The 26,146-nt window shown below is 58.1% G+C and carries 17 protein-coding genes; 8 read left to right on the forward strand and 9 right to left on the reverse strand.

Annotated features, from left to right (window positions below; translation table 11 throughout):
• Positions 1-25 precede the first annotated feature (25 nt).
• Complete coding sequence (locus LB543_RS21500) at positions 26-286, reverse strand: hypothetical protein (RefSeq protein ID WP_224615464.1); 261 nt, start codon at positions 284-286, stop codon at positions 26-28.
• Between the two features lie 178 nt (positions 287-464).
• On the opposite strand from LB543_RS21500, the gene LB543_RS21505 reads away from it, so the two are divergent.
• Both LB543_RS21505 and LB543_RS21510 read left to right on the forward strand, forming a co-directional pair.
• Positions 465-4,829, forward strand: a complete 4,365-nt coding sequence (locus tag LB543_RS21505) for a dsDNA nuclease domain-containing protein (RefSeq protein WP_224615465.1) — start codon at positions 465-467, stop codon at positions 4,827-4,829.
• Positions 4,830-5,476: 647 nt separating this feature from the next.
• Complete coding sequence (locus tag LB543_RS21510; protein ID WP_224615466.1) at positions 5,477-6,268, forward strand: hypothetical protein; 792 nt, start codon at positions 5,477-5,479, stop codon at positions 6,266-6,268.
• A 175-nt stretch (positions 6,269-6,443) separates the two neighbouring features.
• On the opposite strand, the gene LB543_RS21515 is transcribed toward LB543_RS21510, so the two are convergent.
• The 3 genes from LB543_RS21515 to LB543_RS21525 all read right to left on the reverse strand — a co-directional run bounded on the left by LB543_RS21515 (position 6,444) and on the right by LB543_RS21525 (position 11,670).
• Positions 6,444-8,546: an ATP-binding protein gene (locus LB543_RS21515; RefSeq protein WP_224615488.1), complete on the reverse strand. Its 2,103-nt coding sequence runs from the start codon at positions 8,544-8,546 to the stop codon at positions 6,444-6,446.
• 2 nt (positions 8,547-8,548) lie between these two features.
• Positions 8,549-9,925 (reverse strand): SIR2 family protein, encoded by a 1,377-nt coding sequence (locus tag LB543_RS21520; protein ID WP_224615467.1) that lies wholly within the window; start codon positions 9,923-9,925, stop codon positions 8,549-8,551.
• Positions 9,926-10,326: 401 nt separating this feature from the next.
• On the reverse strand, positions 10,327-11,670 hold the full coding sequence (locus LB543_RS21525; protein WP_224615468.1) for an anti-phage deoxyguanosine triphosphatase: 1,344 nt from the start codon (positions 11,668-11,670) through the stop codon (positions 10,327-10,329).
• 207 nt (positions 11,671-11,877) lie between these two features.
• Here LB543_RS21525 and LB543_RS21530 point away from each other — a divergent pair, with 207 nt between their 5' ends.
• Positions 11,878-12,690 (forward strand): HEPN domain-containing protein, encoded by an 813-nt coding sequence (locus tag LB543_RS21530; RefSeq protein WP_224615469.1) that lies wholly within the window; start codon positions 11,878-11,880, stop codon positions 12,688-12,690.
• Positions 12,691-13,161: 471 nt separating this feature from the next.
• Here LB543_RS21530 and LB543_RS21535 read toward each other — a convergent pair whose 3' ends face one another.
• From LB543_RS21535 to LB543_RS21545, 3 genes are all read right to left on the reverse strand, one after another.
• Entirely contained in the window at positions 13,162-13,692 is a 531-nt protein-coding gene (locus LB543_RS21535) for a MucR family transcriptional regulator (protein WP_224615470.1), read from the reverse strand.
• 557 nt (positions 13,693-14,249) lie between these two features.
• The gene (locus tag LB543_RS21540; RefSeq protein WP_224615471.1) at positions 14,250-14,498 is read right to left on the reverse strand and encodes a conjugal transfer protein TraD; all 249 of its coding nucleotides are present in this window, start codon (positions 14,496-14,498) and stop codon (positions 14,250-14,252) included.
• Between the two features lies 1 nt (position 14,499).
• Complete coding sequence (locus tag LB543_RS21545; protein WP_224615489.1) at positions 14,500-14,826, reverse strand: conjugal transfer protein TraD; 327 nt, start codon at positions 14,824-14,826, stop codon at positions 14,500-14,502.
• A gap of 172 nt (positions 14,827-14,998) precedes the next feature.
• Between LB543_RS21545 and traA the strand changes: the two genes are divergently transcribed.
• The 4 genes from traA (at position 14,999) to LB543_RS21565 (ending at position 20,803) form a co-directional block, all read left to right on the forward strand.
• Positions 14,999-18,046 (forward strand): Ti-type conjugative transfer relaxase TraA, encoded by a 3,048-nt coding sequence (gene traA / locus LB543_RS21550; RefSeq protein WP_224615472.1) that lies wholly within the window; start codon positions 14,999-15,001, stop codon positions 18,044-18,046.
• Between the two features lie 127 nt (positions 18,047-18,173).
• On the forward strand, positions 18,174-18,389 hold the full coding sequence (locus LB543_RS21555; protein WP_224615473.1) for a helix-turn-helix transcriptional regulator: 216 nt from the start codon (positions 18,174-18,176) through the stop codon (positions 18,387-18,389).
• A 268-nt stretch (positions 18,390-18,657) separates the two neighbouring features.
• Positions 18,658-20,400 carry a peroxidase family protein gene (locus LB543_RS21560; protein ID WP_224615474.1) on the forward strand — a complete coding sequence of 581 codons (1,743 nt, stop codon included), beginning with the start codon at positions 18,658-18,660 and terminating at the stop codon, positions 20,398-20,400.
• Position 20,401: 1 nt separating this feature from the next.
• Positions 20,402-20,803: a hypothetical protein gene (locus LB543_RS21565; RefSeq protein WP_224615475.1), complete on the forward strand. Its 402-nt coding sequence runs from the start codon at positions 20,402-20,404 to the stop codon at positions 20,801-20,803.
• Here the strand turns inward: LB543_RS21565 and LB543_RS21570 are convergent.
• Positions 20,765-22,831, reverse strand: coding sequence for a BTAD domain-containing putative transcriptional regulator (locus LB543_RS21570; RefSeq protein ID WP_224615476.1), 2,067 nt, complete (start codon positions 22,829-22,831; stop codon positions 20,765-20,767). The genes LB543_RS21565 and LB543_RS21570 overlap by 39 nt on opposite strands.
• A gap of 26 nt (positions 22,832-22,857) precedes the next feature.
• The gene (locus tag LB543_RS21575; protein ID WP_224615477.1) at positions 22,858-24,168 is read right to left on the reverse strand and encodes a YcaO-like family protein; all 1,311 of its coding nucleotides are present in this window, start codon (positions 24,166-24,168) and stop codon (positions 22,858-22,860) included.
• A gap of 400 nt (positions 24,169-24,568) precedes the next feature.
• Between LB543_RS21575 and LB543_RS21580 the strand changes: the two genes are divergently transcribed.
• Positions 24,569-26,125: a peroxidase family protein gene (locus LB543_RS21580; RefSeq protein ID WP_224615478.1), complete on the forward strand. Its 1,557-nt coding sequence runs from the start codon at positions 24,569-24,571 to the stop codon at positions 26,123-26,125.
• The last annotated feature ends 21 nt before the right edge of the window (positions 26,126-26,146 follow it).

Raw genomic sequence — 26,146 nt, forward strand, 5'->3', positions numbered from 1 at the left:
TCACAAGTACGTTGCCCGTCCGTTTTTATTTCCAACGCTGCCCTGCAGGCGTCATCGAGTACCAAAGGCAATTCACGATGTCGACGAGTTGGAAGACAACATTCAATTCCGAATCCACTTGCCGGCCGCTCATGACGTGATGCTTGATCAGCACGTCGTCATCGTTCCACCTAGAGAGGGTGTTGTCTCGCGACAGGTGGAAGTTTTTGACCTTATCGGTCAGCACGTTGATTCCGTACAACTGACGGACAAATTCGGCATTCCAGGCTCTTGTTGCTTTTTTCATGGATGATAGTCCTATCTGGCGGGCTATTTCCTCAGTTCGAAGTACGCAACGAGGATACCGCGCTCATCGAGCAGACGCTTCTGCATCATCTATAGGTGGTTGCGGCGGGATGACGCTGGTGGTGCTTGGGTCGAGCCTAGCCGTCTGGTAGCTTAAGATCTTGCAGGTAGAGGAAAGATTGGCGAACAGGACCATCAAGCCATCGACCATCACTCGGGTTGGATATGAATACCAAGACTTGGTGGGGATCGAGGCGCTTATTAGATATTATCGCGACCCCGATACCTACAGCTGGGTTCAGCTGGAAGCAGTCGATGATGGCACTGCCCTGGATGACGTAGTTGTATCGCGTCGAGACGGCGCGTTCGAGTATCTCCAGGTCAAGTTCACGGTTGACAAGACTGACTATCCCCTCAACTGGGCGTGGCTCACGGACAGGAAGCCGAACGGTACCTCCCTCCTAACGAAGTGGGCGACCTCGCTCCGAAAACTTGCGGCAACCGGGTTAGTCCATTCTGCGACGCTTCGCACGAATAGGGTTCCATCAACCGAGGTCGCATCGTGTCTAAGCGGAAAACGGCTCGACTTGTCAAAAGCGTCCCCAGAAGTGCGCGCTACTCTCGAAAACCACTGCGGCGGTAAAGCCGAAGCTATCGCATTTTTCAACTGCTTCGAATTTGACCACAGCGAACGCGATCTGGACGACTACGAGGCCTTCTTGAGAGACCAACTAGTGCCGTCCGACTTAGACCCTAACGGTTGGTTCGCCTTCCGAGAGCAAGTGCGTACCTGGACTACTAGGCGAAACCAGCCGCCACCAGATGGAAGGGTACTTTTTGCGCACCTTTCGCAAACTATCACAAGGCAACGCCCACAGCCGATCCGGCAGGATTTCCGCGTTCCTCCCGATTACATTGTGCCAAGTCAGGCGTTTGATGCAGAAGTCACATCCCGGCTTACGAAGGGCGCACCGCTGACAATCGTTTGGGGCACACCGGGAAAAGGGAAAAGCACGTACCTGAGCTTGCTGGCCGAGAGACTGCGGAAGGCTGGCGATGGCGCCGTAGTGATACGGCACCACTATTTCTTGGCAATGGACGATACGACGCCGGACCGAATGTCTTTCGCTACCATTGCAGCCTCGCTCGTCAACCAGCTTACAGCATCATACCCCGAAAGCGTTCCTGGAGGCAGTGACGATCCCACGCGGCTTCGGTCAGTGATCAAAAGTGCCGCTGAGTATCTCGCCGCGAAGCATCAGCGCCTCTACATTCTTATTGACGGTTTAGACCATGTGTGGCGTGACACCGCTCGGGTCGACCAACTCAATCAGCTCTTCGTTCACCTACTTCCCTCGCTCGACAACGTCAGCCTCGTCGTCGGTACCCAAAAAGTCCTAGAAGATCAGCTTCCAAAGCGTCTGGTTCAGTCTGCAAAAAAGGTTGACTGGCTGGAAATACCGGCAATGGATGAGATTTCCGTCTCGGCCTGGGTGAAGGCGCAGTACAAGGCTAAGCGGTTGCTTCTACGCTTACGCCGCAGCGAAACGCGGCGCGAGCTTGTCGATTCCATTGCCAAAGCATTTTTCACGGTTTCACAGGGTCACCCTCTTCACCTCATTTACGCGTTCGAGAGTCTCGCTCTCTCAAATAAACGTGTCAGGGCCGAGGACGTTCTGGCGTTACCACCGTGCCCAGACGGCGACATTCGAGTCTACTATGCGGCCCTGTGGGGCGGGCTCAGTACAGCCGCCAGGAACACACTTCATGCGCTTGCCGGCACAACATTCTATTGGCCTGGCGACGGAATACGGAAATGCTTCGGCGATTACTCCGAGATCGCGTTCCTGCTCGATGTTCGTCAGTCGGGCCTGGTACCTTTCCACGGGAGCATATTCGCCTACGTGCGCGAGCGGCCTGACCATGTCATGGCCTACCAAGCCCTGTTGCCTGTCATCGTTAAATGGCTCGAAGTAGAGGCGCCTGATTATTGGCGTTGGGGATGGCTGTGGATCACAAAGGCGCAGATGGGCGACCCAGTCGATCTGCTCGCCGGAACGACCCGGAAATGGATCGTAGACTCGCTGGCGAATGGGTGGAACGAGCGCCAGACCCATGAAATTCTCCGAGCGGCCGAATGGGCGGCCTTCAAAGCAGCTGATCTTCCTCGGACGACAACGTTGCGTTGGCTTCGAATACGCCTGTTGAATTCGCCCGAACAGCAGTCGCAGGATTTTGCTGCATTCAAGACGTCCGCGCTCGCGGCAGCGAAAAACTGGCAGCAGGTAAGGATCTACTCCGACGAGGTGGAGAGTGTATCCGATTCTCAACTTGCAACACTTGCAGGTACTGCACCGGCGGGGTTTGAAGATGAGCTTCGGGATATCTGCGTCGGAGAACTCACGCGACGTATAAATGTCTGGATCGAGCTTAGGCATCGTCCGGAGAATGAATTCATGCAGCTCACTCACCACCTGTTGCACGCAGCCGGCGGAAGCGGCATCGAGACAGCAGGTCGCGTACTAAGTTTCCTGGAAGGATTTAAGGACTTCAGCAGTTTACTGATCGAATATACGCGGGCAGTCGGGAAAGCGGCCAACCTTGACGTTTTGATATGGCTTTTGGCCAAACTAACGAGTGCCTGGAGTCCAGTCAGCAAGATCGTCCAAGACGAGTTAGTCCGCACCTTGGGGTACCTTGATGTGGAAATGAGTTCTCGGGTGCCGCGTCCGCCGAGTTCGGTAAGTCCTTTGTTGGCCTGCTATTTCGGGACGCGAGACCAACCTGTCGGCTCAATGGCTTTGCCCGTCGCCCCAGCCAGGCTCGGTGACGAGGAGATGCGAGCAGGTATGGGTTCGGGCGCTGATCGCTTCTTGCACACAGTGTTTTTCTCAGCTCTAGCGACTGCCTTTCGGGCCGAGGGCAATTTCTCATGGGTGTATCCGGGACTGGACTTGGACCAAGTGGGCTGGCTGTCGGAGGCAATCCACTGTCTCGAACGAACCGCAAGCTACATCGCGGCCGGAAAGTTGGAACTCAGCTTTTCTGCCCCTTACCTCGGGGCAGCGGATCTGGCGGAAGTGCGGTTTAGAGGGAACAGCAACGAGGCGGACTATCGTAGATACATTGAATTTCGCGGCGCGCTCCGACAGATAGCTTGTGATCTGCACCTCATTTCCCTGAGAAACGAGGCTAGTTCCCAGGTCGCTCTAAGTGAGCTGGAGGTTGCGCGGAGCTCGATTCATTGGGTCGATTCCCTCTGGATCGAAGATGATACCTCTGACGAGCGGCGGATACTTGACCAAACTGGTGCCGAAGTACTTCTGCGGGATAGCGTTGAGGCGCTCGCCTCGACCGTTACCGAATTTATGGAGCGCACGGACACTTGGGTGAAACTCGCTAAGTTCTCGGCCGCATACGGGCTTGGACGCGAACCTGAGCTCATAAGGCGGGCTGCTGACTGTCTAATGGGGTATGGCAACCGAAAGGACATGAGTGGGATCGAGGCGCTTGATGCTGTCGAACAGGTCCACCTTGCTGGTGGCGCAGATGCGCTGCCGGCGATCCTGAAGCTCACTCCAATCGTCGAACAGATCACAAAGTTCACCGACGGAGACGAGACCGACCACGTACGCTCCAAGTTGATCGAAGTTGTCGCAAAGACGAGGCCTGAGAAACTGCCGATGTTTTACGCCCACCACGTTGAGTGCGAAGAGTGGCGGTATGCCGATGAGTGCATCAAGGAATTCTTTACGGTCGGAGACTTCGGCAGCGAAGCAGTCGCAGCCCTAGCAGCAACCCTCATGGACCATGGTACGCTCGGTGCGCTCGGCGCGGCAGGAGCACACGACGCAGCTGCGGAAAAGCTCCACGCGGATCAAGTCGCCTTTCTTGGTGGTGAGCCGAAAGACCGTCACGACCGGTCGAGTAGAAGCAACGGGCTCGGAGCTGGAAAGCCGTGGCGGACGAAGCCGGCAAAGTTCAAGGCCGATCAATTCGGAAAGGTTGCAAGTGAAGTGGGCAAGGCCGCATTCGATTTTCGGAATCGAAGAGCGTTCGTAAGCGGATGGCTCTCCCATTGGACTTCCGAGGGCGAGGGAAAGGTTGCAATTGACTCCATCGATCAGTTTTTTACTTCCGGAAAATCTACTTATCACATTGAGGATAGCCTTGATGATATTTTCGAAGTGAGCCGGAAGCTGGAGGGAAAGAAGGCGGCCTATAAATGGCTCGTTCGCGCTCATAGCATGCGCAACGGATGGGCTAGCTATTGGGCGCCCGAGGACGAAGTGATGAGGAGGTTGTCTACGGCAGCAAGACTGTACGGCTCGGAGTGGTGGAAGTTCATTGTGGATACCGCTGTCGCCGACCGATACGGACGATCTGCCGGAGGCTCATTTGTGATTGGTCAACGCTATCTGGTGGGCTTCCTCATTCTCGTCGGTCAGATTGACATCGCAGCGACAGTCGCTCACGCCCTCGTTCATTGCCTCACCGAAGAAGTCAAAGATCAGCCAATCCCTGAGGCTCCATGGCTGACTTAGCTGCGTCTTGCGTTGCGATTGAACTTCTGACCGAGCGACTGAGCTGGCCCGTCAAACTCATTCGCTGGCGAACGGCGAAACAGCTACGAGCACTTTTGGAATCGCCGCATTCGAACGCGCTTGCTTCGAAGTCCTTGCTCAACTGGATAGCCGCTAGAAGGCTAGAATCCGAGACCGCTACGGGCCTGTCGGTCATCCTAGTTACAAATGCGGCTTCGCGACCGTCACTGGCAGAGGTTGTGACGGCGATGTCTTGCCGTTCAATTCTATCGGACTTCCTCCTAGAGCAAATCTACGGTCCCGGCTCGGGCCCTCGAAGATGGGATGCGGACACCCAGGAAGCGCCCGAGGATTATCAACCGCCCTCGTACTTTAACGAGCACAAGCGTCAAGACGTACCGCCGATACTCGAGACACATATGCGGGGGTTAGAACGCAAGTTTGGCCTTCCATTCTTTCGGCAGTGGGCTTTTGAGTGGGAGCGAGTTCGGCAGCGGTCGGCAATCCCATACTCTGACTATCCCTACTATTTTGGCGATTTTGTCCTAGCGCAGTCGGGCGCGCATCCGCAGGTGGTAACGCGCCAGAGCGAGGTCTTTCGGTCGGCATACGAGCGAACGATAGCCCACGCGGTACTGGAGTGGGGGATGCCCTTGCGACAAGCGGTCCAATATCTAGCGGATATCGTGCCGGTGCTTCCGGGGCTATTCGAACTCGAGCCGCAGGCCCGGCCAACCGGCCTTCAGGAATGTGCGGTCGAACTGAGTGCGGATAGTGCAGATCTTGAGAGTTGTACAAGGCAGCTATTGTCGCGGCTGAACGAAGGTGCAGCATTCAGGGTGGTGTCTTTGAGTATGCCCACACCGCAAGAGGTTTCGGAATTTGGAAGAATCGAAGCGCGGGCTTATCTTGCGACGCCGGAGTTCGTTCCCGACCACACTGAGAAATGGCTGACCCCAGAAAGGTTTGTCTTTCCGGACAAGTTTTCGCTCAGAGGCGACTTGCCAGAAATCGAGTTGGTTGACGTTGCTGTGTCTGGTGACGCAGGATCTGCATGGCCCGTGACATTCTCTGCGATGCCGTTGATGCACGGAACTTGGCATGACGAATTCATAGGCGTCGGGCTTATGGTGCCATGCCCATACACCCTTAACAAAGGCGGCAAACTTGACGCTGACGCGAACGGACTGTTCGTTGAAACATCCGGTACCCGAGTTGCAAAGACAGTACTTTGGCTTGATCACTGGACGCCGATCCATGCCCCTGGCGGGAGCACGAGGTGCGGGACACTTTGTACGATGGACAGTTCGGAGCTGGATGCGGGGGCTCAACGATTAGGCGCAAAACTTGCGTGGCGAGTCGACGTTGTCACCTGGACACCACAGAACGGCATTGGCGACTTGGTGCGGACGCGCAAGTCAACATTCTTCTTCGACTGATTTAGCGTTTAGATTAGTGCGGTCCGCGCGCAGCGAACAGGTGGCCTTGGGGTATGCCTGTTGCGGACCAGATTATGAAATGGTTGGATACTGTCGTTTGACGACCCTAATCGTACCAGGCGATGTGAGGCCACTCATGTCGAGACGGGGTCTCATAAATGTTCGTTCCCGACTATCAGAAAGGCGTGTCGTCGCCTTCATCCGGCTTCGCGGCCGAAACCGGGGTTTCCGTATTTCTTGCGGGTTTCTTCGGTTCGGCACCCCACGCCTCGATAATGGTTGATAGCGGAAATGGCGCGGGTTCCGTTCGCCACTCGTGGTAGGGAGCAGCAGTTTGGCTGAAAGGACCCGGATTCGGGCGGTCGAATTGCACGCGCGCTGGGATATGAAAAGCGCTTCCAAAGACGATCGCCTCGCCAGAGGCAAGGATTGTGACTTGATCGAGCAGCCTACGAGCCTGCATTGGAATGATCCGACGAAAATGGTCGATATCGTCTGGGTTCTGAAGGCGATGGCTTATGAAATTGGCACATTGGCTGATGATTGTCTGACTGATTTCGCTGGGTCGCTGGCTGGCGATAACAAGTGACAGGCCAAATTTCCTTCCTTCCTTGGCTATTCTTTCAAACGCGAGCCGCGAGAGGGTCTGCCCTCTTTCCTCGTCGGTGCGGGGAGGTCTCGCGTAGTTATGGGCTTCCTCCAGAACCAATAACCAGGGATGTTTGTAACGTCTCTCGGCGGGAAGATTTTCTCTCGCCTCCAAAAGAACACGACCGATGATCGTGCAGGCATAGGGCAAAACTTCGTAACTCAGCATTGATAGATCAATAATCGAAACTCGCGGCCCCTTCCGCTTTCCAAGGCCTAGTTTGTCCATCCAAATCGATAGGGAGGGAATGTTAGTGGCCTCGTTTTCATAGTTGAGGAATGATTGCCAGCGCGGGTCATCCAAACGAGCTTTCAGACGAAGTTTGAGGGTCGTAAGATGCGCCTCCACCCTTCCGACATCTTCCGGAGCCGTGGCGCTGTCGAACAGCGTGGGATCGACAAGTCGGCCACGCGGAATAAATCGTGGACTATCCGCTGTCGTTGCGCTCATCGTCGCGACGGCGACGTCGCCGGCAATTAAGGCCCTCAGATTTGCCAGGACAGTCTCCGCTGCAGCCCGGATGTCAAATTCGTTCTCTGGTGAACTCCAATCCACATCCTTCCCATCCGCCTTGTACTGAGCGGCATGAGGGAGAAGAGTTTCGCGCAGCTCGGTCATTCCATCGAGCTGCCGCGCGCCCACGTAGTCCTTCAGGATTTTGAATTGTTGGCAGCATATCTTCTTATACGGCTTCTGCTGAGCATCTAAGACCTGAAGTATGATCAAGACCTTGGACACGGCATGCCGCAGCATGTTTGACCCCGTCACGAGCGCGCCGTCCTCGCCGCTGGCCTTCGCGATGGCCCACCAGTCCTTTAGAACGGGCTCTTGAGTTTGCTCCGATGCGCTCAACCAGGTGCAAATTTCGGACGCGTTCATGAACCAGAGCGGAATTCCGAACTCAGCTCCATTCAGATAAATCCGGTCCGGCGATCGAGGCGGGGATGCCGGCGGGAATGCCTTGCCGTACTCCCCGTTGATATCAAGGACAAAAACGTGCGGCTCATCGCCTTTGTCGCCAAGCGCTCGCATGGCCTTTTGTAAAAGATTTGAAACGGTGAACGACTTTCCAGAGCCGGTATTGCCAACAATGGCGAGCGGCCGCGAAAATAGATCATTGTAGGAGGCGCGCACCGCGCTATTAGGTTGTCCAGTAGGCCACCCAATTCGCAGATCGTAGTCGAAATCCTCGCCACCATAATCCTCCGGCTTGTTACAACGAGGTGGCGTTTCGAACACCGCCTGAAGGATTTCTGGGGAGCATATTTCGGCCGGGGTATCTAGCGTCGGCAGGATGGTTATGCCCGGGCTAAAGGCACCAATTTTTTCGTTTTGTTGAATGGTGCCCAAGAGTTGAATATTCGCCGTCCTGCGCGGTTTTATGAGCTCCAGCGAAAGGTCGTCCCCGGAGGTGGTATCAAAGGTCTCGCGCGCCTCTAGGTCGGTAATGATGCCAATGACAAATTGCCCAGCCCCCAGACTAAAGGTCAAATAAGCGTTGATCGCCACGGCGATCTGAACGCCGTCGAGCGTAGCGCGAAGCGCGGATTTGGTTTCGGGCAAAAGCTCGACCTTCACCCGAAAGCCTTGCACCGCCACGATATGGCCGACAATCCGAGGGTTTTCCATCGTCACGCCGAGCCATTCGCCGGCTGATCGTCAGGACCATTCGACGCCTTGATCTGCTTCTCAAATCGGCGAAGTCGCAAGAAATCGTCCAGCCATTGAACATCCGGCATGATAGCGCGCGCGAAATCATCAAACGTCGATTTTTGATAAGCGCCTTTCTTGAAGGCGGGCGCTGACGCCGTCAGCACAAACGCACGTTTGCCAAGCTCTTTGTATCCGCGGATGCGGGCGATTGTCGGGCTGTTGGGGTTGGGCTCAACCACGAGCAAAACCAGCGACGGATTCATGAGAGCCGTCTCGATAATCTTAGTGACGTGGTCGTCGCCAAACCCATATCCGAGTACCAGCACGAACGTCTGTGGTGCGCTCATCCGGATTTGGAACGCGCGAAAGAGATGAGCAAATGGCATCGAAAGCGTCTGAGCGAATTTGTTCGCGGTGGGCAGAACGCCAACGGACGGAATCTTGTCGCCAAGCTCCTCAATCATCTTGGCCTTGGCGACCGGATCGAGGGTTGCGTATTTCACATAGTCGCTTAGGTCTGGATGGCGAGCCCGCAGCTCATCACCGCGAACCTGCCAGTGAATTGACCCGTGAAGCTTGTAAAAATGCAGAAATTTGTCGAAGCGCCTGACCCTGCCCTCCGCTATTTCGCCGGGATAGTAGATGTCGAGCCCATACACGGAGGGGTCAAACCGGGCGTCGGCGCGGCCGGTGAATCCGTCAAAATACTGAATGCCGAGTAATTCGAGGGCCTGCTCAAAAAGAGTGTCGTAGTTCAGAGTGAAGAGATGGGCACGGCCGAGATTGCTATCGCGAGCGACCAGCTTCGCCAGAAAGGCAAGCTGCGGCGCGATCGCTGTCGAACTCACGGCGCCCGTGCTGGGCAAGGACAGGGCACATTCTGCGAAGATGACCTTGCCGGCCTCCTTAACAAGCCAGGCGAGTTCCAACACGCTCGGGCTAGCCTCCCCTTTCCATATTACTCCGCCAAAGGGGGACCGCGTGGCGGTTCCGATGTAACTGGCATTCACGAGGTACGAGAGCCAATCCTCAAAGCCAGTTTTCTCAGTGCTCTTATCCGCCGTGCGCGCGTCAATGATGACCTTAATGGTGGCTGGGCACTTCGCCATCGCCTTCACCGCCGCGAGGACGGCTTTTTCCAGCTCGACCATTGTCTTTCCGCCCGACGAAACTGATGTGCCGGCGCCGGTAAGCACAACAAGATTTTCCATGCGAAGCCATTCGGCGATCAATGCCTGAAGTCTTTGACGGCCGTCTTTTGGTGATAGCCCGGAAAGAAGGTCGCTGACGGTGCCTTCCTCGGAGGGGCCGATCAACTGGTATTCGCTTTCAGGTGCAGTCGGCAATTCGGACATGGTTGGGCCATGCTAGCACCCCCACGCTGTTCCGCACAAATGGCGTTCCGTCTTACTGATCGAGGGGAATGAGGGTCTCCCGCGATTGCTCGGCCGCTTCGGAAGAGCGGTCAAACAGCGCCCCAAAAGCCGAGAGTTCTTGTGCCAAGGAGTTTTCGTCGATGGATTGTAACGGATGACGGAAACTTGCTAACCCGTTGTAAAGTAGATGAAATATTTGGGATGTTTGCGAGATCCTGGCACCAAATGAAGAGGCCGCCGAGGCACGCCATCTCATTGATTTCACTAAGGAGGTTGGTTGCGGGACAGATTTGAACCTGTGACTGTGAGGTTGTGAGCCTGACGTACCGCCCGCGCACTAAATGAAGGCACGGCACCACGCGTCAAGGCAGTTCTGTTTCTTAGAGTTTATCGAAGACGGAACCCATTCGAGGACTGAAAAGTCGATCATAGGTTTTGAGCAGAAACCAATCAGTCATGCCCGCGACGTAATCGCAGATGGTCCGGACGTCGTCTCCCGATTTTTGGAACGCCTCGTAGGCGTCTGCGGGAAGAAACGCCTTGGGTTCGGAATTGATCGCCTCAAATACCGACACAACCATCTTCTGGCCCTTGAATTCAAGGTGCTGGACATTCGCGCTTCGGATGACCTTGTCGACAACAGCACTTTTCAGCGCATCCAGCAGAACCCCATATCTTCGAGGCATAACGGCCCGGAAACGGAGAAGCGGTTCGGCGAACTCTGGCACCTCCTCAATTGTTACACTGGTCATGAAATGATGAACGAGGCGACCAATGTAGTGTTTTCTGCTCTTCCCGTCTGAGAACAGCTTCTTCACAACCACTTCGTATACGTCATTCGCGAACTCCTTGGGGTACTTGGCTTTCAAGGATTCCAGGAACGCGGTGCATGCAGCCTCCGGCACGAGTGCGCGAAATTCATGTTCCTTGATTAGACCCAGGGCAATGGAATCCTCGAGGTCATGGACGCCGTAGGCAATGTCGTCCGCTATATCCATGATGCTGCAATCGAACGATTTATGAATTGTCTTGGCATGCTCCCCCTTTGTTTCCTTAAGAGCCTGAAACCTCTCTCGGTCTGTCCTGCCTAAGGGTTCGAAAACCCAATCTACAACGTCGGTCTCGCTGTCGAGGAAACATTTTGGTGGCTTCGATTTTTTTCGATCGATGATCCTGATTGAGGTGGGCCGCTCATCCATCTCGGCCGGCTTCGCTGGATTGAAGACCGCGCTGTACGGCGCTGGATATTTGAGAAGTCCAAGCAGGCATCGACGCGAAAGATCGGATCCGTGACGCTCGGAGAAGCTTTCAAGCCGGCTGACGATCCGAATGGTGTGCCCATTTCCTTCAAAGCCTCCGTGCTCGCGCATGCAGTAATTGAGGGCGACCTCGCCTCCATGTCCGAAAGGCGGATGACCGAGGTCGTGGGCGAACCCAATGGCCTGGATTAGGCTTGCCGATGGCAGATGTCGGAAGGCAGGATGATCCGTGAGCAGCATTAACTGGCGGGCAATGCCGCCAGCGATTTGCGCGACTTCAAGAGAATGGGTCAGACGGGTTCGGTAAAAGTCACTGTCGCCCAGGTTAAGGATTTGAGTTTTGCCCTGGAGCCTTCGAAAAGATCCGGAATGGACGATACGAGAGTAGTCGATGTCCGAGGATAGCCGCGCGTCCTCCGGCTGCTTTTTCCACCCGCTCTGACGCGCGTCCCACGCTTCTTCCATATTGCCCCCCTACGCTCATTCCCCGAGAAAGGCATATACTGCCACGCGTAAATCGAAAACAGCCATGGATTTGTTTCTATTTGGTTTTCTTATTGCATAGTAGGCTCTCTTCGCCGGCGAGACACGCGCGCTAAATCAATCACACACTGGAAATGCGATGAACGACAGCGAAATCGAGGCCTTTGACAAACACTTATCGACGCAGGATTGAAGCTCCATCAAAGGCCTTTCCACGTCGCTATGCGGATCATTCGAAACCGTGGCGGCGGAGATATTCTCGACAACCAGGTATGGGCAACTGTGAATGCCGCGTACAAACACCTCTACCCTTCCGGTGATTTTTCGATGCCGGCAGTTCAGATTGGTGGCGTGGGTTTGCGTGACCGGTTCTATTTGGCGCGCGTTAACCTTGGCTATGGCACGTTTTCAGTCCAACCCCTCAGGCAGATCGACATTCTTTGGGAAGAACTGGAGGTCATGTTCCGGAACCAGCCGGATCAAGTTTGGCGCGCGTCCTATTCAGTTTCTGACGTTTGGGATTTTGGTTATGGCGTAATGGATCGCGCGGGGCAAAACGCCGAAGCGGATATACTGTGGGGAAAGAGCGGTTCATCCATTGAGGCCACCGCGGCCTTGCTTGAGCGTGGTCGCCACATGCTTGACGCCGCAGTTCAAAGCGCCTGTCTAGCGGCGGAACTCGCGATGAAGGGGACGCTAGCCTGGCTTGGCGTGGATGAACCTACTCGACGAACCTTTAGCCATGGACTCTCGTCCCTGGTGGCCGAGATTATCCGGCTTCGTCCCAGTAAGTCGGATGATCGGTTCGCTCGTGCGGCCGCCAATATGCCAAACTACGTAAGAACGCGATATGACGAACACGGACTGACCCGTGTCCAGATCGGCGAACTGGCAATGCGTTCTCAATATTTGGCTGCGGAAGCCGTTCGGCGGGTTTCGGATCGAAATCTGGCGGGAACGCTTGAGGACGATCCAAACCATGCGCCCCGTGTTTTTCCGTAGTTTTTTTGAGGTCAATCAGCCGCCCGAACGCCCGATCAGGTTGCGAATATCCATGTTCGGGTCACCTACGCTGACGTTGGCCAAAAAGGTTCTGATGCGCATGAGGAGAACGCGCATGCAGATTTCCAAGTCGGGTGATCGAGGTTGATGCTCGATGCAACGCCGGCTCTTCGAACCGGCATCTCTTTTGCCGGGTGCCCCGCTCGATCCCCACCGCGCAATCGCCGAGGCCGCTAAGCGCATCCCGAAGGGCGTGATCTGTCTCGTCTTTTGTGAACTGACCGACGCCTTTTCTCCGTGCGTATGGGTGGCAGTCGACCAAATGGGAGCTGCGTCAGCACAAAAGCGAAACGCTAATTATGCAATATCTGATTTTCAGAGTGACCCGACTTAGCACGAAGCCCCGCCGCAAGGCGGGGCTTCGCCATGTTCAGGTCAGCCTCAGCCTAGGCCTCTGGCAGACGGTGCAGGCTACGCTTTGGCCAGCGCCTTGCGCGCCTTCTTCACCGGCGACTTGATTGCAGCCGCAGTTGTTTTTGCTGCCGCCGCTCGCACGACCGGCTTGCGTTTTTCTACCGCAGCAGGAGTGGGCGCTGGCGCTTTGCGCCCGAGTCCAATTGATTTCGCAAGGGCCGACCGGGTCGCCGCATAGTTCGGCGCCACCATCGGATAGTCGGTCGGCAGGTTCCACTTCTGCCGATATTGGTCGGGGGTCAGGTTAAAGTGCTGAAGATGCCGCTTGAGCGATTTGAACTTTTTTCCGTCCTCCAGGCAGATGATGAAGTCCGGTGTCACCGACTTCTTGATCGATACTGCCGGTTCCTGCTTGACCACAGGTTCCGTCGCGGGCGTGCCGATACCTTTCAAAGCGCCGTGGATATCGCCGATCAATTTCGGCAACTCGCCGACCGGCAGTGGATTGTTCGACACATAGGCGGCGACAATGTCAGCCGCTATGGACACTGTATCCAGTTGGCCGTCTTGTTCGAGAGCAGTGGTCATCTAATTTCCTCTTATTGTATCGGACGCATTGAGCGACGTTTGATTTCCCTGTCCCGCCAAAGAGGCAAATAGTACCTTTCTCTGTAAAATCCACATCTCTTGCGCAACATGACAAGAGTAAGTTTCGCTTCTGTCGTCCCACGGCTGAGGTGCCCTTGCCGATCTCATGGAAAGCGAGGAGCTTCCTTCGCTTTTCCGCCCTTCCATTTTCCGCCCGTTCCAGCTGTGCAGAGCACTGCCGCTGGCTCGCACCCTGGCTATAGAGTTTGTATCAACGCGCAGTGTGCATGATCGCATTTGTGGGGCGTGGGAGGTTTCGAGGGGAACACGATCTGGCGTTTGAAGTATGCTCATAGGGCAGCACCTGCTTTGACGACTTCGCCTTCTCAAGCGTTGCGCCCTTCGTCATCTGGATCAAGGCCCGCGAGAGAAGATTGTCGCCGGTAGCGATGAGGGTTGCGAAGGCCTCCTGCGCAAGCGCTTGACTGCGGCGCTGCCGCACCGGCGGAAGTCTGCTGTTCTGGCTTCATGCCGGCCGCTGCTCGCCCCAACTGTGGCTAAGTTCGCCGTCCCATCCGCTCTTCACGCCGTTCAACATCGAACGCCTGGCTACCCTTCGCGGCCCATAGATCTCGCGCATGTTCGCCTTCATCGCTGTGCAGCTTGGCGGCGATCCAAAGCATCGCGCCGTAGATCATGGCGCGATCGTCATTGGTGAGCTCGACAATGCCCGCCTTGGCGACGAGCCCGCCAAGTTCGATGAACTGCCGTGTGCGCTTACGGCGTTCGACCTGCCAGGTGCGCATGTCATTGCGAGCCAGAGCCGCTTGTCGGCGATTGAGTGCTGCCCGGTTGCGCTGGAGCGCTGCGCTGCTTTCGGCTAGATGCCGAAGCAGCTCGCCGAGACCTGCTCTCGAAAAACGTCACCCCACGCTTGGCCCATGCCTCACGCTTTGCGGCATCTTTCGTTTCGGCGATTGCGACCAGCGCGCCGGCCAGTTCGGCGGTGCTGAGCTGATCGGCGCCGGTGACGATCACCAATTCTCCGAGCTGCTGCACTTTTCGCGTTTTGAGTTCTCGCGCCTTGTCTTCCAGTGCTTTCAGTTCCGCATCGAAGTCCCTTGGTTTACGCATGGCTTTCTCCATCTGACGTCAATGCGCCAATGATAGGGGAGCGCCTGCCGCAAGGCTTCAGGGTAGCCGAGACAGCCCGGGACGGGCTGGTCCATCCCGAGAATTTTTCGAGGGAGGGCGCGCTTATACGTCGTGCCGACGTACGCTTTGCCGTGCAAATGATCCTGTCGCGATGGCGATCTATCATCTTCACGTCAAGGTCATTGGCCGCAAGGCTGGGAGCAGTGCTGTGGCTTCAGCTGCCTACCGCTCGGCTTCGCGGTTGCATGACGAGCGGATCGAACGCACTCATGACTTCTCCGCCAAGCGCGGCGTCGTCCATTCCGAGGTGATGCTGCCGGACAATGCGCCGGAATCCTGGAGCGACCGCGAGCGGCTGTGGAACGATGTCGAAGCATTCGAGGTGAGGAAGGATGCGCAGCTTGCCCGGGAGGTGGAGTTCGCCCTCCCACGTGAACTGAGCCAGGCGCAAGGCATCGAACTGGCGCGCGACTTCGTGCAGGCCGAATTTGTCAGTAAGGGCATGGTCGCCGATCTCAATGTGCATTGGGACAGGGCGGAGGATGGCAGCCCCAAACCTCATGCCCATGTCATGCTCACGATGCGGTCGGTTGATGAAGACGGTTTCGGAGCGAAGGTACGCAAGTGGAACAGCACCGGGCTGGTCGAGCGCTGGCGCGAACGATGGGCGGAGCTTGCCAACGAACGCCTTGCCGAACTCGACATCGACGCCCGCATCGATCATCGCAGTCTGGAAGCCCAGGGTATTGCTCTTGAGCCGCAGACGCAGATTGGTGCGTCAGCCCAGCGCATTGAGGGCAGTGGCCCAGACGCTGGTGACAGTGAAGCAGATCGCGCCGAACTGCATCGCGAGATCGCCCGCAACAATGGTGCGCGCATCATTGCCGATCCATCCGTGGCACTGGATGCCATCACGCATCAGCAATCGACTTTCACCCGAAAGGACATTGCGAAGTTCGCGCATCGGCACAGCGATGGCATCGAACAGTTCAACGCGGTCATGGCGGCCATCAGCAATTCGCCCGATCTCATCGAACTGGGCAAGGACGGAAGCGGCGAAGACCGGTTCACCACCCAGCAGATGATCGAGACCGAACAGCGCCTGCACCGCGCGGCAGAATTGATGGCCGGGGAGGAACGTCATGCGGTGAGTGATGCGCAACGTGAAGCTGCTCTGGCGCGCGCAGCGCAACGCGGGCTTGTTCTGTCAGGCGAGCAGGCCGAAGCGCTCGCTCATGTCACTGACGGCCACGGTCTTGGTGTCGTGGTCGGCTTTGCTGGTACGGGCAAGAGCGCCATGCTGGGCGTCGCGCGCCAGGCATGGGCAGCAGCGGGCTATGAGGTCCGAGGCGCGGCACTCTCCGGCATTGCTGCAGAGAATCTCCAAAGCGGATCAGGAATTGCTTCGCGCACCATCGCCAGTATGGAACATGGTTGGGGACAGGGCCGCGATCTGCTCACCGCGCGTGATGTCCTGGTGATCGATGAAGCCGGCATGGTCGGCACGCGCCAGTTGGAGCGCGTGCTCTCGCATGCGGCGGACGTCGGCGCAAAAGTCGTCCTTGTTGGCGATCCGCAGCAGCTGCAGGCGATCGAAGCCGGTGCTGCATTCCGCTCGATTCACGAACGTCATGGCGGCGTCGAAATCGGCCAGGTGCGTCGGCAGCGAGAGGACTGGCAGCGTGACGCAACGCGCGATCTGGCAACCGGCCGGATCGGTGCTGCGATCGATGCTTATGACGAGCAAGGCATGGTGCACCAGGCTGCGTTGCGCGATGAGGCGCGCAGCGATCTGGTCGAGCGCTGGGATCGCGACAGGCAGACGCGGCCACAGGCAATCCGGATCATTCTCACTCAGACAAACGACGAGGTGCTTGCGCTCAACCAGGCAGCTCGTGAGCGCATGCGCGCTGCCCACGATCTCGGCGACGATGTTCAGGTGAATGTGGAGCGCGGTGCAAGGACCTTTGCCGGTGGCGACCGCGTCATGTTCCTGCGCAACGAGCGCGGACTCGGCGTCAAAAACGGCACGCTCGGTGTGATCGAAGACGTCAGCACACAGAGCGTGACTGTGCGCACCGACGACGGTCGGTCGGTGCGCTTTGACCTGAAGGACTATGCTCACATTGACCACGGCTATGCCGCGACCATCCACAAGGCGCAAGGCATGACGGTTGACCTGACCCATGTCCTGGCAACGCCGGGTATGGATGCGCACGGCAGCTATGTCGCGCTATCCCGGCATCGAGACGGAATGAGTCTGCACTACGGCAGCGACGACTTCGCGACCCGCGAACGGCTCGTCCGCACGCTGTCACGTGACCGCGCGAAAGACATGGCGTTGGATTACGGGCAAGCCGACCCAGCGCAGAGCTATGCCGAGCGGCGCGGCATCACGTTCCGCGAGCGCGTGGTCGAGATCGTGCGCCGGATTGTTCCGGAGAAGCTGCGCCACAGGGTCGGCGAGCTGCTGGAGGGATTGCGCTCACCCGGAGACGCCGAGCCCGGCCAGGAACGTGTTCGCAGGCCGGGAAGGGGAGATGTTAGAGCGCAGATCGGAGATGCCGGTCCCACGCCAGGAAGAGAAGTTCCCGGTATGGGAGCGCACGGCCACACGGATGCGGCGGTGGAGTCGGAAGCGGTCTTGCGCAGCGCTCGCACCAAAGCGCTTGTGCTTCACGCGCGTGCACTCGACGCGATCCTCAGCACTGGAAATGCCGACGGGCAAGGTAGTCCCGAGCAGATGCGCGAATTGAGGGATGCCCGCAGCGCTTTCGACAAGGTTCGGCCGCATGGCTGGCGCGATGCCGAAGCGGCCTATGTGAAGAACCCTGAGCTGGTTCGTGAAGCGGCGGCCGGACGGGTCAATCGCATCGTGCTGGCTCTTCAACTCGAAACCGAAATCCGCACCGGACTGGATATTGATCCGGGCCGCCGGGCAGACCGTTTCGTGGATCAATGGAGCAAGCTCGACCGCGTGGGTCAGCGCCAATACCAGGCAGGCGACATGTCCGGCTACAAGTCAACCCGCTCGGCGATGTCCGACATGGCAAAAAGCCTCGAACGCGATCCGCAACTTGAATCGCTCCTCGCCAACCGCAAGCGCGAACTCGGCATTCACGTCGATTCCGGCCGCCGACTCGGGGCGGAACTCGCATTCAGCCATGGCATCGGTAAGGGGCGAGGAGTCGGTATCTGAACCCCTCCGATTTGCCGCCGTTTCCACGCTACAGGCGGATGAGGCGACAAAGCCGATTGTGCTCGGCTTAGGTGCAACCTGTTGTCCCAGCAGATACCTGCAACAACCAGTGAGAAGCAGGCGGGCTATGTCCGAGCCAGATCGTATCATACGCCTCAGAACCGTCCTTGACCGGACCGGTCTGTCCCGCTCGACCATCTATCGCAAGATCGCTGAAGGGACGTTCCCGGCGCAGATCAAGATCAGCATCAACGGGGCGGGCTGGCGCGAATCCGATGTCAATCGATGGATCGCTGACCCTGTTTCGTGGCGCGCCAGAGCGGGACGGTGCAATAGCGACTAGGGGTGATCGATCGGCAGGCACATCACTGCCATCGGCATAGGTTCACCTTTGTCAAATCCAATGACCGATAAGGGGCCGTTAGCTGTCGATCCGCTTTCGGGGAGGGGCCGTCGGATAGCAGCCGAACCCATCCCAAGTTGTAGGTCGATGCATGAGGCGAGGCTCAAGAAATTCAAATGAACCTCCTCTCGCGCCGCGAAATCGGTAGCATTTCACGCTGGTTTCACGACACATATGGAATAGCGGCCAAGGGACGGGGAGAACTGGCATGAACGCTCATCGCGGGACCAGTGCGACTGGGCCGACTCTGACGGGCGGTGTTCAAAGCATCGGCGCCACTGTCGATCCGCGTCAGGTCGATTTTCGCAACTTTGGCTATTCTGCTGGCGCGGACGAAGCCAGGCTCTATCATGGCCTGGATACGCCGTGGGCAACGCAGTCCCTGTTTGCCAAGCTGTTGCGAAAGATGAGTGTGCCGCCCGCTGGAGGTGGCAGTACAACCAACGAGCGGATCCCTGCAGGATACACCTATCTTGCACAGTTCGCGGCACACGACATTATCCGCAACTCCTCGCTCAGTCCTTTGTTGGCCGCCCGCGAGGCAGGGCGCCGTAATGAACGCGAAGAGGCGCTCCTTCTCGACGTGCTTTATGGCGGCGGACCGTTCTCTAGCCCTGGTTTGTATGTGGTGGCCAAGCCTGGCGAAGCTGTGAGGTCGCTAATGCGTACCGGGCCGATGGCACCGCCGTCACCGATCGCCATGGCGATGCCCGCGGGCGCCTGTCCCTTTGCCATGCGCGACTTGCCACGCTTTCAACAGGCCGATCTGAGCGATGGGTTCGAAGCTGGTCGGACGGACGTCCTGGTCGCGGACCAACGTAGCGACGACAACGCCAACATAGCGCAAATGACGGCGCTTTTCCTGCACCTGCACAATGCCGTGGCCGGCGCACTGAGCAGCAGCGGTATACCCAAAAAGGACGTCGAACTGCCCGCAGGTGCGTTTCTTTTCGACCGGGCACGCCGGGTTACGACGGCGATTTACCGGAGTGTGCTGCAAAACGACTTGCTGCCGCGCCTCATCGCCAAGCCGATCTGGGACCTCTACCATGCGAACGGGTTCAGACCCCTTGTCGACATGCAGCCGCAAGGTGTCCCGATAGAGTTTTCCCACGCGGCATATCGCTTGGGTCATGCCATGGTCCGACTTTCCTATGTGTTTAATGACCAGCATCCGGAAGGGGAGGGGCTAGAGAACGTCTTGCTCAACCGCTCCTCGTCGCGCCCGCATAAATTCCCTGTCTCCGAGCACTGGGTTGCCGATTGGTCGCACTTCTTCCAGATTGCGGGCTCGACGCCGCAGTTCAGTCGGCGTATCGGGCCAACGATCAACCAAGTGCTGCTTAGTGCCTACAGCATGCCCATCCTTTGCGTTGGCCCTGATTCCAAAGCACTCGACCCGGCCGCGGCGAGTCAGTTGAGCGAAGCAGACAAGGCCGCTCTGCCCGATCCGAATGCGTCCGGACTGTTGTTCAGCGATTTGGTCCGAGGAGCCATTGGCGGTCTGCTCAGGCTCGATGCCTTGATCGAACAGCTACCGCAGGCCGCTCTCGCGGTCTCGCCGCTGCTGGGCGATGCCGAGAAACGGCATCAGGCTATTCGATCCTGGCTTCAAGGATCGACCGTTGCCTTCACCGCGGCTGAGTCAGCTGAGCTGGCAGAAAATCCGCCGTTGTTGTTCTGGCTGTTGTTCGAGGCCGCGATCGAGCAGGACGGGCTGTGTTTCGGTACCATCGGATCGGTGATTGTAGGGGATGTCTTCATGGCGAGATTCGCGGCCTCGCGTGCCATGATCGAAGACGATCCGATTACGCAAGACCTCGCCGCCAGTTTGTTTCCCACCGGCATCCCGCGAACAATGGCCGACCTGATTCTTTTCGTCGCCAGCGCGCTCAATCTGAGCGACGCCTGGCCCCGGTTTATCACCCCGTCTACAACTCCTGGAGCGTAAAATGGCCGACCCCGTCGATAATTTGGACGCCTTTCCCGAACCGATACAAACCCTCAACTTCGAGGCGGCCGGCCGCAAGGTGGTGCAATGGGCACAGGATCCCAGCACCCGTCCACGTGACTTGGCCGAGTTCAAGGCACAGTTGGATGGACTCGTCGTCGTGCCCGACCGCTACAAGGAAATTCAGATTGTCCAAGGCTATGACCACGTCTTCTTTCTGCGGCTGCCGCCCAACAACCAGGTGACGCAATCGCAAAAGAAGCTTCAGACCGAACAGGGCGGCATGACAGATTACGGCATTCCGGATTTCTATTTCGATGCCATTCTCGAGAAGGTGCCGTTCAACCGCGACAGCTTCTTCTATTCACGCATCGCCGACTACACCATTCGGGGCTGCCGATAGGCGGGACCCCGGCAACTGTTCATGGCTGACGACTATCCCAGCCCCGGCCAGCCCTCGGCGCAGCGTCTCGAGGGCCTCTGGACTGCTGATCGGAAAGCTGTCCATGAGCCACGTGCCCACATTGTCAGGCTCCGGAGGGGAATAGCCAAACCACTCCGTCTTCAGCTGCTCCAAAAATCGGTCGGCCTCTTCGTGCGCGGCCCTCTCGTTGCCGAGCAAGGCGAGAGCCGCAGCCTTCCAGCCGCCGATATAGGACACGCTGTCGGCGGCGCGATCGGCCGCTTCGACGCAACCGGCATAGTCGCCAAGCAGGAACCGCACGCCTGCCTGATAGCTCCATTGCAATTGCGAAACCCCAAGCCCGGTCTGCAACGCCAGAGTAGCTATGCGGCTCGCGTTCTCGCGATCATCGCAATAGGCAAGCCCGAGAGACGCAGAGACCAACGTCCAAGGGTCGTTGCCATTGAGTTCACAGGCCAGAAGGAAGCTGATGGCCGCCTGCTGCGGAATGCCGTTCATGGCGTACGACCACCCCAGATGCAGTTGGCTTCGAGAATCTATCGGATCGATCTGGGTTGCCTGTTTGGCAAAGATCAACGCTTCGGCATGGCGTTCGCGCCGGCGGCCTATGCCGGGAAAGATCAGATGTCGCGAATTGATGATGCCGGCCAACCCGGCATGGGCGGCAGCGAATTGGGGCGACTCCGCGATGATTGATCGGAAGAGCGCCTCTGCCCGTTCCTCGGACTCCGGGCGCCACTGAAAGATCAGCTCCTGCGCTCTCAGCCAGCGGTCGAACTGCTCCAGCGACAGGTCCGGGATGCTGGCGATCTGAACCAGCCGTTCGGACGACATGCTTACACCCAGTGCGACGGCGATGCGGCGGATGAGCCTCTGTTGGGTCTGGTACCACTGGCTGTTCTCGATGACAAACTGCTCGCTCCAGATGTAGCGCCCGGAGGCAAGCTGCTTGAGCGTCATGCTGACACGAAATGTCGGCCCGTCGAGAAACCCGGTTGCCTCGATGCAATAGGCATTCTCGGTGAGGCGGGGTGGCTGCCCCTCCCATTCCATCACCGCCCAGTCGCGGAACCGCACCAGTGACGCGACCAGTTCGCTGCGGAAAATACGCACGGCGTTGCGCGCACGGACGGAACCGCTCACCAATTCGAACTCCCGTACGAACAGCAGCACGCCGGCTGCGGGCTCTTGCAGCCGTTGCGCCTGCGACCCGAACGCCTCGGCCGCGATTGCGGTCACAGCGCCCCTGCCCGCGCTGCCGATCGTGCCCAGCTTGATGTCGCTGACCAGTGCCTGCGTGGCCGCTGAAGGTTCGCTATCGAACTCTGTTTCAAGCAGGTCCCAAAGCCCCTTATAAGCCCTCAAGGCCGTTGCCTGATCGCCCATCCGAGCCGACGCTTCCATGACCGCCCGGCACCCGATCTCGTTGGTCGGATCGAGATTGAGCAGGGCTTGTCCGGCTCGCTTTAGCGCTGGCCAGTCCGTCGCGGCTTTGGCCATGGCTTCCAGACATGAGATAAATTCGTCCTGAAGACATTGCCGCTGGACGAGGACCCAATTGCGAAACGAAGGATCGATGTCGTCCAGGTCATTGAGAAAGCTTTCGGCGACACGCTGCCTCTCCAGAAGGATGGGAGGAATACGGCCAGTTTTCAGATCGTGCCTGATCTCACTTACATCCACAGTGACGAGCGACTGCTTCAGCGTCACGTTGAGCCGGTCCCCGAAGAAAACCCCTTCGACTTCAGCCAGGCAGTCCTTGAGATCGACTACGGTTTGCCTCAGCGAGGCCCTTGCTCGTGCCTCGTCCGATTCACTCCAGAGCAAGCCGCAGATACGCTCGCGTGTTTCAAAGCCATGAGGACTGAGTGCAAGATAGGCAAGGACGGCGCGCGACTTGCGGTTTCTCAAGGCGACGTCCCGCCCAAGTTGGCTCAGCGCGACCTTGTCAAGTGTCGTGACGCTGATCAGCGGCGCAGTCTTCGTTGGGGGTTTTTGCCCGATCATCTTGCCCCGCAGCTCCCTGCCTCAATCTACATAAGATCGGCACGGCCGCTCGGGCCGGCCTGATCGATCAGGGAACGAAGCCGGCGCGACTGGAACGGCGACGGAAAAGGCTGCAGCCCAGGGACGAAGACTTTGGCAACGGGAATGTCAAACATCGGCGTGGTCAGATCTGCAGCATATATGCGGTATTGCTTTTTAAGCATTTCGCCAACCAAGGATACGAAATTCAAGCCCTTCTCGGCATTTTTGTCCATCAGCAAGCCACCGGACAGGTGTGAGACGAGGCCAGTGTCGGTTGCGCCAGGGATCTGGGAGCGCTCCGCCTGCAGGCGCTCGACCTCATCGAGTGTCTCATCTCCCTGCTCCCTGTGCTTCATCGCCGTCAGGTCGAGAGCTAACTCCATCTGGCACATTTCGAGCAGCGCCGCCTTCAGGGCGCTGCCCGCGTCCAGCCTGCAGGCCAGCCCGACCGCCAGGCCGCCACCATCCGCGTCGAAGGATAGCGCCGCGATCACAGGCGATGGAAACTCACCCGATATGTCGAGCAACTGGGTGCATCTGCCGGGCTTCTCTTGCCTTATCCGTGCAAGCAGATCGAGTGCACCCCAGCCGGCAAGCGCTTCCAGTCCGATCAACCGGGCGCCGCGCCTGCTGCGCCACCAGGCGGCGGCAGCATCGCGCTCGATTGTTTCCAGCAGCGCCGAGGTCAGGGCAGCCTCGTGGGTCATCCCCGCGGCGCATCCGCAACTGGTCACCCAGGCGCCTCGGGCTGCGCTGCGAATGAAAAGTGTCTCGGGCAAATAGCCCTGTCGGTCGTCGTCCAGCCGCCGCACGGGCACCCACCGGTCACTTTCACCAAAACCGGATTGCACACGGAAATCGTCCAGGTGTTCGGCCAGTCGGGCGTCCTGCCAATGGCTTACAGCATCTGCGCTCGAGTGGTTCATCGTCCCGTGCGGCACGTGCCATTCGCTGTGATATTCGATGCCCTCGCCGATGCAGGCCTCGAATGCTCGCCCCGGCGTGAGGCCGACACCGCTGAAGCTGGCAGAAGTGGCTGAGACAGAATCTCCCCAGTTGCGGTGTACCTGTGCACCAAAGAAGTACAGCCCCGGTGCGTAGCGGGCGTGCAAGCGGAACAGATTGCCAAAATCTGCCGCTGCTGACAGCAATCCCTGGCGATTATTTGTCACCCTCAGGTCTGGATCTATGTCGCCAGAGTCAAGGTAGCCGAGAGCACTGAGCAACCCGCGTGCCATTGCAGCCTGCTCGGGCGCCAATTCTTGCGGCCGTGAACAAAATCGCGCTGCCAGTTCAAACGCATTAGCGGCGGTCAAATCACCATCCTCGCTGCTGAAGAAAACCTTTCCCTGTTGTCTGCCACTTTCGCCTTACGATTTTGATCGGGTCAACAAAACGTTGCGTGCAAGAGGGTCCAGGCTCCGCAAAAATACGGGAGCCAAAGATGGTCCCATCTCACGCTGATTTCACGCTGGCTGGTCTAAAGGTCAATTCAGAAAGGTCATCTCGACCATCGCCGGCCCAGACCACCCGGACCGGAACGCATCGGGACGACTGAAGATCGGCGTGAACTCGCATCCTCCCGGAGCGCCGCCGCGGGGCCATGACTGGGGCGGGCCGGTTATGTGCCTCGCGGCCGCTGGGAAGCGGCGTAGGCGGGTTCTTCAACACAAAGCCATCCTGCAATCGGCAACCGACAAGACAGGGAGATCAAAAATGGGAACGCATGGCACTCCGCCCCGGGGTATTAATGCGACACGATCGCCGCTGTTCGAAGGCCGCTTCGGCCGTATGTTCCGAAATCTGGCCCCCGCAACGTTCGGGGCAACCGACGATGACAACCGGCGTAACCTCAAGGCGCTCGGTGCCGCCATGTCTGCCGATATTGACAAGCCGAAAGATGGGCTCGACGCCGAAGAAAGCGGGATTCCTGCGCTCTATACTTATTTTGGCCAGTTCGTCGACCACGACATCACCTTCGATCCCGTCAGCACCTTGCGCAAATCGCTGGACCCCGATGGGCTGACGGATTTCCGCACGCCGAGCTTCAACCTGGACAATGTCTATGGCCGGGGTCCGGCCGACCAGCCCTACATGTACACAAAAGAGGGACGGTTCCGCCACGGCGATGCAATGACAGGAGCGGGCGGCCAGCACGGACACGATCTGCCGCGCTTCGCCGGACGGGCAATTATCGGTGACCCCCGTAACGACGAAAACAGTCTGGTGTCGCAGCTGCAAGGGCTGATGCTCAATGTGCACAACCGGATGATCGACGACAATCCGGGCCTGGATTTTGAAGCGATTCAGCAGCTCGTCCGCTTCCACTACCAGTATGTTGTCGTCAATGACCTCCTGGCCAGGATCGTTTCGGCACCAATCCTTGCCGCGCTCAAGACCGACGGCCGCTTCGATCGAAAGCAATTGCGGTACTTCCACTGGCGCAACCTGCCGTTCATGCCCGTGGAATTTTCGGTCGCGGCCTACCGGCTTGGCCATTCGATGATAAGGCCGGGTTATCGGCTGAACGATCACAAGCTGCTGCCGATCTTCCCACCTGGCGGCCAGCCGCATGAAGAGGCACTTACCGGTTTACAGACAATGAAGCCGGGTCGCGCCCTGGATTGGGGTCGATTTATCGATATTGACGAACGCGCCGGAGGATCGGATCCCGAGACTGGAGATCCGGCAAACATGCATCGGCTGCAATTTGCCTATCGGATCGACACATCCCTCGTCGGTTTCCTGCACCATCTGCCGAAAACCGTGGCGGGTGACCCCCCGGCCTCACTGGGCGAGCGCAATCTTTTGCGGGGCTGGCTCCTCGGCCTGCCGTCTGGCCAGAGCGTCGCACGCGCCATGGGCATCGTTCCAATGGTCGATGCGGACATCATAATCGGCAAGGCTGTGGACCCTCCCCCCGAGGCTGGCGACGTCGTGGGCCCCATCATCGATGCCGTCAAAGCCAAAGGTGGCGACGGCAATGTCTTCGCCGACAATTGCCCACTTTGGACCTATGTCCTTGCCGAAGCGGCAATGAACAAGACAGACATGCCTATCCCGGTAACGGGTGGCGGCATTCGTGCCACGCCGCAGCTTGGACCGGTGGGCGGTCGTATCGTGGCGGAGGCGTTCCTTGGACTGTTGTTCGGCGACGGCATGTCCTACCTGTCGCTCGACCCTTTGTGGCAACCCGTGACCGGGACAGGCTTCAGACTAAAGGACCTGGTCTCATACGGGCTCGGCACCGGGCCGGCCCTTCACTACCGGTGAAACCCACGCCTGGGGGAGGTG

It is taken from the genome of Mesorhizobium sp. ESP7-2 (genome assembly GCF_020164715.1).
In the GTDB taxonomy this organism is placed as follows: Bacteria; Pseudomonadota; Alphaproteobacteria; order Rhizobiales; family Rhizobiaceae; genus Mesorhizobium.

Bases quoted from the DNA above. Each gene is read 5' to 3' on its own strand.
- LB543_RS21500 (WP_224615464.1), bottom strand. From the start codon at position 286: ATGAAAAAAGCAACAAGAGCCTGGAATGCCGAATTTGTCCGTCAGTTG.
- LB543_RS21510 (WP_224615466.1), top strand. From the start codon at position 5,477: ATGCCCTTGCGACAAGCGGTCCAATATCTAGCGGATATCGTGCCGGTG.
- LB543_RS21515 (WP_224615488.1), bottom strand. From the start codon at position 8,546: ATGGAAAACCCTCGGATTGTCGGCCATATCGTGGCGGTGCAAGGCTTT.
- LB543_RS21520 (WP_224615467.1), bottom strand. From the start codon at position 9,925: ATGTCCGAATTGCCGACTGCACCTGAAAGCGAATACCAGTTGATCGGC.
- LB543_RS21525 (WP_224615468.1), bottom strand. From the start codon at position 11,670: ATGGAAGAAGCGTGGGACGCGCGTCAGAGCGGGTGGAAAAAGCAGCCG.
- LB543_RS21535 (WP_224615470.1), bottom strand. From the start codon at position 13,692: ATGACCACTGCTCTCGAACAAGACGGCCAACTGGATACAGTGTCCATA.
- LB543_RS21540 (WP_224615471.1), bottom strand. From the start codon at position 14,498: ATGCGCACCTGGCAGGTCGAACGCCGTAAGCGCACACGGCAGTTCATC.
- LB543_RS21545 (WP_224615489.1), bottom strand. From the start codon at position 14,826: ATGCGTAAACCAAGGGACTTCGATGCGGAACTGAAAGCACTGGAAGAC.
- traA (WP_224615472.1), top strand. From the start codon at position 14,999: ATGGCGATCTATCATCTTCACGTCAAGGTCATTGGCCGCAAGGCTGGG.
- LB543_RS21555 (WP_224615473.1), top strand. From the start codon at position 18,174: ATGTCCGAGCCAGATCGTATCATACGCCTCAGAACCGTCCTTGACCGG.
- LB543_RS21560 (WP_224615474.1), top strand. From the start codon at position 18,658: ATGAACGCTCATCGCGGGACCAGTGCGACTGGGCCGACTCTGACGGGC.
- LB543_RS21565 (WP_224615475.1), top strand. From the start codon at position 20,402: ATGGCCGACCCCGTCGATAATTTGGACGCCTTTCCCGAACCGATACAA.
- LB543_RS21570 (WP_224615476.1), bottom strand. From the start codon at position 22,831: ATGATCGGGCAAAAACCCCCAACGAAGACTGCGCCGCTGATCAGCGTC.
- LB543_RS21580 (WP_224615478.1), top strand. From the start codon at position 24,569: ATGGGAACGCATGGCACTCCGCCCCGGGGTATTAATGCGACACGATCG.